This is a genomic window from Pseudomonas sp. GW823-FHT02F05, from assembly GCF_058797315.1.
The window spans coordinates 51,581-58,694 of record NZ_JBXAJM010000018.1; the positions used below are offsets into that span (position 1 = coordinate 51,581).

10 protein-coding genes are annotated in these 7,114 nt (G+C 51.4%); 9 read left to right on the forward strand and 1 reads right to left on the reverse strand.

Annotation, left to right across the window (positions count from 1 at the left end):
* Positions 1–250: 250 nt before the first annotated feature.
* The 5 genes from AC1RAC_RS20875 (at position 251) to AC1RAC_RS20895 (ending at position 3,387) form a co-directional block, all read left to right on the forward strand.
* The gene (locus AC1RAC_RS20875) at positions 251–682 is read left to right on the forward strand and encodes a hypothetical protein (RefSeq protein WP_089042760.1); all 432 of its coding nucleotides are present in this window, start codon (positions 251–253) and stop codon (positions 680–682) included.
* Between the two features lie 399 nt (positions 683–1,081).
* Complete coding sequence (locus AC1RAC_RS20880) at positions 1,082–1,438, forward strand: hypothetical protein (protein WP_054896836.1); 357 nt, start codon at positions 1,082–1,084, stop codon at positions 1,436–1,438.
* Positions 1,439–1,672: 234 nt separating this feature from the next.
* Positions 1,673–2,254: an imm11 family protein gene (locus AC1RAC_RS20885; protein WP_232241662.1), complete on the forward strand. Its 582-nt coding sequence runs from the start codon at positions 1,673–1,675 to the stop codon at positions 2,252–2,254.
* 105 nt (positions 2,255–2,359) lie between these two features.
* A complete protein-coding gene (comJ, locus tag AC1RAC_RS20890; protein WP_072445731.1) occupies positions 2,360–2,833 on the forward strand; it encodes a competence protein ComJ in 474 nt (157 codons plus the stop codon).
* A gap of 110 nt (positions 2,834–2,943) precedes the next feature.
* Positions 2,944–3,387 (forward strand): hypothetical protein, encoded by a 444-nt coding sequence (locus AC1RAC_RS20895; protein ID WP_072445732.1) that lies wholly within the window; start codon positions 2,944–2,946, stop codon positions 3,385–3,387.
* 77 nt (positions 3,388–3,464) lie between these two features.
* Here AC1RAC_RS20895 and AC1RAC_RS20900 read toward each other — a convergent pair whose 3' ends face one another.
* Positions 3,465–3,722, reverse strand: a complete 258-nt coding sequence (locus AC1RAC_RS20900; protein WP_005783616.1) for a hypothetical protein — start codon at positions 3,720–3,722, stop codon at positions 3,465–3,467.
* 253 nt (positions 3,723–3,975) lie between these two features.
* Between AC1RAC_RS20900 and AC1RAC_RS20905 the strand changes: the two genes are divergently transcribed.
* The 4 genes from AC1RAC_RS20905 (at position 3,976) to AC1RAC_RS20920 (ending at position 7,020) form a co-directional block, all read left to right on the forward strand.
* On the forward strand, positions 3,976–4,668 hold the full coding sequence (locus AC1RAC_RS20905; protein WP_098949882.1) for a hypothetical protein: 693 nt from the start codon (positions 3,976–3,978) through the stop codon (positions 4,666–4,668).
* Positions 4,669–5,300: 632 nt separating this feature from the next.
* Positions 5,301–5,981, forward strand: a complete 681-nt coding sequence (locus AC1RAC_RS20910; RefSeq protein WP_492616952.1) for a CsgG/HfaB family protein — start codon at positions 5,301–5,303, stop codon at positions 5,979–5,981.
* 29 nt (positions 5,982–6,010) lie between these two features.
* Positions 6,011–6,373, forward strand: coding sequence for a DUF4810 domain-containing protein (locus AC1RAC_RS20915; protein WP_005783622.1), 363 nt, complete (start codon positions 6,011–6,013; stop codon positions 6,371–6,373).
* Entirely contained in the window at positions 6,370–7,020 is a 651-nt protein-coding gene (locus tag AC1RAC_RS20920; RefSeq protein ID WP_005783625.1) for a DUF799 domain-containing protein, read from the forward strand. Before AC1RAC_RS20915 ends, AC1RAC_RS20920 begins: the two co-directional genes overlap by 4 nt.
* Positions 7,021–7,114 lie beyond the last annotated feature (94 nt).

A 7,114-nucleotide genomic window follows, 5' to 3' on the forward strand; every position in this document is an offset into this window, starting at 1 on the left:
TAAAAGTGAGGGTTTTGAATATGTCTCCTCAGAAAGAGGTTATGAGAAAGGGGACAGATTTATTTAAATTAGAGTTGAAAAGCATATTAAATAAATCTGTCCCCTTTTGTTATGTTCAGGGTTCGCCACTTACTGTGCCACTGCCTGATACACGGCATTTGGATGCGCATATGCCAGGAGGGTTTAGATATAATCCAGGCGGTCCAGGGTCGGCTCTCCCGGCATACCCTCCAAAAAAAGGAGCTGAATAATGCATTCCGTACCGCTAGAACATGAGAAGCAAAAGTTGATTTTCTACGTGGCTCAAGACTTAGATCAGTCTATTAGATCTAATGTGCAGCAGCTCGTGAATGAGCTCGCTGCGTCAAGAATATGGAGCATTGCCCCGCCAACCTTTATTTACGCGATAGACGAAGGGGGCGCGGAAGTGGTGGGTGGAATGTTGGAGATTTATTCAGCACTGCAACCGAATATACTGTCTGTTGATATGGATTCAAAAAATCTAGATGAAGTGGAAGAAATAGTCTGTGCCGTAAAAAAGTTATCGGAAAAGGAAGATATTTCCTTTGAGTTTCAGTTGGATACAACTTTTGTCGGCGCCATTGATGATGGTGTTGTTGATCGAGTCTTGTTGGAGGGACTGCTCGTGCCGTGGCGAAATCATATAAATGGAAAAAGTTGAGTCGGTGCCAGAGCGGAGATGAATAAAAAAGTGAGAAAAGGGAAAGGCTTATTTAGAATTAGAGTTGAAAAACGTATTAAATAAATATGTCCCATTTTTCACATTTTCACGGAGAGAAAACGTGAAAAAAATTAGCGTAATAATGGTAGTTGTATTTCTGATTGTGGGTTGCGCGCCGTCACGGTCTGCGTGGGTATCCAGTAAAGATGGATGGGTAGGTACCACCTTTTAATCTCACGAGAAAAGGGGACAGATTTATTTAATATTAGAGTTTAAAGGCGCATTAAATAAATCTGTCCCCTTTTGCAGTGATCCTCATGGTAAGCAGTACTTTAGCCCCGCGACTACTTTTGAAAAGAATTTTTCAGGTTATGTTGTTGTTCCAAAGGATGCTCTGAAATGAAATTAAGCATTAAGTTTCCCGAGAATTTGTTAACCCACAGCCTGCTCGAGCAAAGGCTGATTCCTTGCATTTGCAAAATTGCAACGGAGTTTGAAATTGAATTTTTGGACCCTTTGCCAGAAGCTGCAGGAACCGTTCTGGAGTGGGATCGTGCAGAACTTGAAAAAAGAGCGATAGGTGGGGTAGGTGGGCAATACTCTCACTATGCACACGGTCGGGTGTCGTTAAAAAAAGTTGATATTGATATCTACCAAATATTGGATCTTGAAATGTTTTATAGGCTTTTTGGATGGTGCAGCATCTTGGAAGATGGTAACTATGCGCCGCCGGGGCAGTTATGGGATGATGAATAAGTTGAAGAAAAGGGGACTGAAGAAAAGGGACAAGAAAAGAGGGCAGATTTATCTAGACTAGAGTTTAAAGGCTGTCTAGTCCTGAAGCAGGTGTAAACCTATTTCAGGACTAGACAGTCCCCTTTTTTCGTTGATTCGTGACAAAAATATTGGAAGGGATTAAGTCAGAAGCAGTAATCGTGGGTAGTGAAGTTAATAAATGGCTTACGAGGGACTGAAATGAGATATTACTTAATGCGACAAGATGTAACTGTCTGCGATAGGTGGGTGCTCGGAGATGTACATCATGTAGATAACTGGCATTTCAGTGATCCTCCAGTTAATTTTATGGAGCCAGGCACATATACCCTCGATGTAAGGTTCGACGGTAAAGAAGTTGATTATTCCCTCGCTGGATACGCCAGTATTCCTGTTTTAAGCGAGAGGGCAAAAAATTCGCTCGCCGGTTTGCCAGAGACAGACGAACTTTATCAGCATGTCGTTTTTGAGCCGGTGAAGATAAACAATAAAGTGGTTTGCCAGAGCTATTTTTTGATGATTATTGAAACGCAAATTGATTGCGTGGATGAAAAGCGCTCTCGCTATAAAAAGTTTGAGGTAGATGATCCTGTTAGGCCAGATATGGCCGGCAACTATCGTGCTTTCTACAATTTAGTGGTTGACCCGGGCAGGGTCGGATCAAGTCATATATTTAAACTTAAAAAATATTTGGGTGCGGTCATAGTAAGTGAAGAAGTGAAACGGCGATTTATGGCGGCTGGTGTTGTCGGCGTACTGTTTGATTCTGTTAATGGCGATCAAGAAACCGTTGCCTAGTTAGTCAGGTAGTTGTGAGGGCGGCGAATTTACTTAATTCGTGGTGGTAGTACAAAGGCTATTGAGTAAATCTGTCCCCTTTTGTTGAATTAAGGTGGTGGGCTAATGGCTGGGTTTAGAGAAAGTATATATTTGTCTTATTCGCAATTTTGCGTGTTTTTAAGCTCGCTTGATCAGCCGTATAATGATTGGAGTGATCGTAGTTATGCGCAAGGATTTGCGTGGAGGTTAGGAAGTGCCTCTTTTAGAGCTTTGATCGACGAAGGGGATCATATAATTAGCGTTTTCATTAACGAGCAAGTGCCCGCTATTAGCGCAGACGTGGTTCGGGCTCTTAAAGTTCCCTTCACGGTGAAAGATAGAAATGTTGAGCTTGGTAGTATTTCGAGTACGGTTCCTCTAGAACTGCCTGAAGGAGATTATTCTCTTCAGGTCGAATTTATAAGACCCTCCTCAAGTGGAGCGTATGAAATAAATGTCCATTTGAATTTAGGGGGCTGCGATTTTGAGGTGTTGAGAGCAGACGCCGAAATTGACGAGCAAGGTGAGTTTGATATCGATGCGGTTCCAGCAGGATAAAAATTCGGAGAAATGGGTAGAAAAGGGACAGATTTATTTAAATTAGAATTGAGAGCCTATTAAGTAATTCTGTCCCCTTTTGTTGTATTTAATTACATAGGGGGCGATTTGTGTCGGACAAACAAGTATATGAGCTAACGATTGATGATCTTGATAGCTATAGCGTTTGGTTTTTTCCGATGGACGAAACAGTGGAGGATGAGTCAACTGTACGCCCCCTCGCCGAACAGGAAACGTGCTCAGATTTTCAGATTATCGTTCTAACTGATTTTCTTGGTGAAAGTGGCGCTGTGTATCGCGGTTATTTATATTGGGACTCCAATGCCGCAATTGAATACGTAAAGCCTGTTATATTGTCTGATAAGGGAGACGCAGTAAGTTTTTGGAGCGGTATAGTCACTCCAACGTGGGAAAGTTCGGAGTTTGCCTGTTCGATTAGAACCGAGCTGCCTATTTCTTATGCCTCAGAATCGGTTTTCGGTCTTCCTTCCATTTGCGGAAAGCTGGAGGGACTTTATTATCTTTCGGATGATCAGGTTTGCTGCGTGAAATGACGAAAAAAGTGGACCGGTTTATTAAGTTGAATTGCTCACGCATAAAGGGGGCGACACTAAGGCCGCCCGATTTTCACTCAGGACGGATCGGCATTCAGCCTGCGACTGATGACATCCAGCAAGTCACACCCATCGCGCAGCGGAATGGCCAGCAAATGGGCGAAGTCTGAAAGCACGACGGCATCGCTGCTGAGTTGTTCGCGGAAGGCCAGGTTTTCCAGCAGTTGGGTGACGGCCCGAATGCGGTGCACGGCGGCGTCGTGAAGGACGTCGAGAGGTGCCTGGGTGTCGATGATCAGGGCTGGGACGGTGCAGTCGTGGCCGGTTAGGGGAATGTATCGATTCATCATTAAGCTCTCTGGATTATTGAGGGCTCGTTCTTCGGGTCGCCAAACCCGGTCGCTTTTTGAGCGACGGCCGGACTATAAGCCGCACCGCCAAGCCCGCGCAAGGCATCAAAATGCCGCTGCTTCGGAGCTTGCCCGCAGCGGCTAACATCTTGCTATCCATTGCCGACATACTGCCCACGAACAAACGCACTACGAATACGCAAATCCGAAGCCTCACCCCAAACATTAAAGGACCAATGTGAAAAACCTCCTCCTCATTCTCTTCACCACCCTCATCCTCGGCGGCTGCGTCAGCCACCCTCTCACCCCCGAAAACCGCGCGCAGATCAAGACCGTCAAAGTCCTGCCCGTGAAGTGGGAAAAGAACATGGTGTACTTCGGCCGCGAACAGGCCTGGGGCGCGGCCCTGGGGGCCGGGGTTGGTGCGGGTGTTGGCATGGCCAGCGGAGCGTCCAAGCTGGGTACTGCGGCGTTGAGTGGCGCCGGGTTTGCCGGCGGCATGAAGCTCGGGCAGTTGGCCGAGATGCCGACGCCGGTGGCTATTCTGACGGTGATGGAGGCGGAAAAACTCGATGTAGGCGTGTTGCTCAAGCAGGGCTTTGTCGATGAGTTGGGCAAGACTTCGACGCTCAAGGTGGTCGGCGACGATGAGCCGGCTGATGCGCAGATTCAGCTGACCGTGTCCGAGTGGGGCTTTCGCCTGACCCAGGGTTTCAGCAGTGTGATTTATCCGACCCTTAACGTGTTAGCGCAGATGGATCGCGGCGATGAGATGATCTGGCGCACCTTTGAAGCGGTCACGCCGTTTAATGGTCAGAACGTTTATGGCTATACGCCGTTAACCTACCGCACGGACCCGGAAGCTTTGCGCCGGGCGTTGACCGGGATTACGCAGATTTCTGCGCAGTACCTGGTGAAGGAGCTCAAGTAGGGCTGTGCGAAGGCAGGCTGCTGTTGGTGGGCGGGCTTGGACTAATACCAGTCAGGGTTAAACGCAGTTCCCCTGTGGGAGCGGGCTTGCCCGCGAAGGCGGTGTGTCAGTCGCTGCATCTGTTGCTGCACTACCGCTTTCGCAGGCAAGCCAGCTCCCACATTGGATCTTCGTTGCTTTGGGCATTGCGTTCGTTTAATTGATCGGCATTGGGCTTGCCCGCGAAGGCGGTGTGTCAGTCGCTGCATCTGTTGCTGCACTATCGCTTTCGCAGGCAAGCCAGCTCCCACATTGGATCTTCGTTGCTTTGGGTATTGCGTTCGTTTAATTGATCGGCATTGGGCTTGCCCGCGAAGGCGGTGTGTCAGTCGCTGCATCTGTTGCTGCACTATCGCTTTCGCAGGCAAGCCAGCTCCCACATTTGATCTTTGTTGCTTTGAGTATTGCGGTCGGCAGTAGGGTAAGCCACCCACCTATGGCCGAAACAACTTGAGAACCGCTCTCAACCCCGTAAAATGCCGCAGCCGTTGTATCACCGTCTTTCAGGGAAGAATCCAGGCCAGTGCGTTTTCAGGCTGCCTTTCTCCTTGGAAAACCCAGCAACGCTGATTTCCTCACCCAAGGAGCACCCTGTGAAGACACTGTCCAAAATCCTGCTGTCGGGCCTCACCGCCGCGGCGCTGTTGACCGTGGCCGGTTGTGCCACCGAGAGCAACCGCGCGATGCCGGTGGAGCAAGTCGCCAGCGCCCACGTGGCCTATTCCGGCGTGCGTGTGCCGATTGCCGTGGGCAAGTTCGATAACCGCTCCAGCTACATGCGCGGCATCTTCTCCGATGGCGTTGACCGTCTCGGTGGCCAGGCCAAGACCATCCTTATCACCCACTTGCAGCAGACCAACCGCTTCAGCGTGCTGGACCGCGACAACATGGGCGAAATCTCCCAGGAAGCCAAAATCAAAGGCACCGTGCAGAAGCTCAAGGGCGCTGACTATGTGGTGACTGGCGATGTGACCGAGTTCGGCCGCAAAGAAACCGGCGACCGCCAGATGTTCGGCATCCTCGGCCGTGGCAAGACCCAAGTGGCCTACGCCAAAGTCGCGTTGAATATCGTCAACATCAACACCTCCGAAGTGGTGTATTCCACCCAGGGTGCCGGTGAGTACGCGCTGTCCAACCGTGAAGTGATCGGCTTCGGCGGCACCGCCAGCTACGACTCCACCCTCAATGGCAAGGTGCTGGACCTGGCCATGCGCGAAGCGATCAACCGCCTGGTCGACGGCATCAACGCTGGCGCCTGGAACCCGCGTAACTGATCAGCCACACCACAAGGAGCAGTACACGGATGAGCAAGGCAGTGAAGTTAGCGCTGACGCTGGCAGCAATCGCGACGGTAGCCGGGTGCCAAACGGCGCCCCAGCCCCTGTATCAATGGGAAAGCTACCAGCCGCAGGTTTACGAGTACTTCAAGGGCGAGCCCAAGGAAGCGCAGGTGGAAGCACTGGAGCGCGATCTGCAGAAGATCAACGCCAGTGGCCGCAAGGCGCCGCCGGGTTACCACGCGCACCTGGGCATGCTGTACATGAACATGGGCAAGGATGACCAGATGGTGCAGGAGTTTCGCACCGAGAAGGCGCTGTTCCCTGAGTCTGCTGCGTACATGGACTTTCTGTTGAAAAACGCCAAAGCCGGAGTCGCCACCAAATGAGCCTGTTAAAACTCACCGGCGCCTTGCTGGCCCTGGCGTTGCTCGGCGGTTGCGCCGCGCCCAAGACGGTTGATTATTCGGCGTACAAACAGGCGCGGCCCAAGTCGATCCTGGTATTGCCGCCGATCAACGAATCGCCGGAAGTGCAGGCGTCCTACAGCCTGGTGTCGCAAGTCACCTACCCGCTGGCCGAAGCCGGCTACTACGTGTTGCCGATTGCCCTGGTGGACGAAACCTTCCGCCAGAACGGCCTGACCACCGCCAACGATATCCAGGCCGTACAACCGGCCAAGCTGCATGACATCTTTGGCGCGGACGCGGCGCTTTACATCACCATCAGCGAGTACGGCACCCAGTACATGCTGATCTCCAGCGACACCTCGGTGACGGCCTCGGCCAAACTGGTGGACCTGCGCACCGGCACCACCCTGTGGACCGGTTCGGCGCGGGCGTCGAGCGAAGAAGGCAACAACAACGGTGGCGGCCTGGTGGGCATGTTGATCACGGCTGCGGTCAAGCAGGTGATCAACAGCTCTACCGATGCGGCGCATCCGATTGCCGGTATCACCAGCGCACGGTTGCTGTCGGCGGGGCAGCGCACCGGGATTTTGTACGGCCCGCGTAACCCGAAATACGGCACGGACTAAGAGAACACCGCCATACAACTGTGGGAGCTGGCTTGCCTGCGATAGCGGTGGGCCAGTGCTGGAAAGGCTGCCTGACACACCGCTATCGCAGGCA

What these genes read in the sequence shown, in the direction of transcription:
- AC1RAC_RS20915 (WP_005783622.1), top strand. Translation starts at nt 6,011, where the DNA reads ATGAGCAAGGCAGTGAAGTTAGCGCTGACGCTGGCAGCAATCGCGACG.
- AC1RAC_RS20885 (WP_232241662.1), top strand. Translation starts at nt 1,673, where the DNA reads ATGCGACAAGATGTAACTGTCTGCGATAGGTGGGTGCTCGGAGATGTA.
- AC1RAC_RS20880 (WP_054896836.1), top strand. Translation starts at nt 1,082, where the DNA reads ATGAAATTAAGCATTAAGTTTCCCGAGAATTTGTTAACCCACAGCCTG.
- AC1RAC_RS20875 (WP_089042760.1), top strand. Translation starts at nt 251, where the DNA reads ATGCATTCCGTACCGCTAGAACATGAGAAGCAAAAGTTGATTTTCTAC.
- AC1RAC_RS20920 (WP_005783625.1), top strand. Translation starts at nt 6,370, where the DNA reads ATGAGCCTGTTAAAACTCACCGGCGCCTTGCTGGCCCTGGCGTTGCTC.
- comJ (WP_072445731.1), top strand. Translation starts at nt 2,360, where the DNA reads ATGGCTGGGTTTAGAGAAAGTATATATTTGTCTTATTCGCAATTTTGC.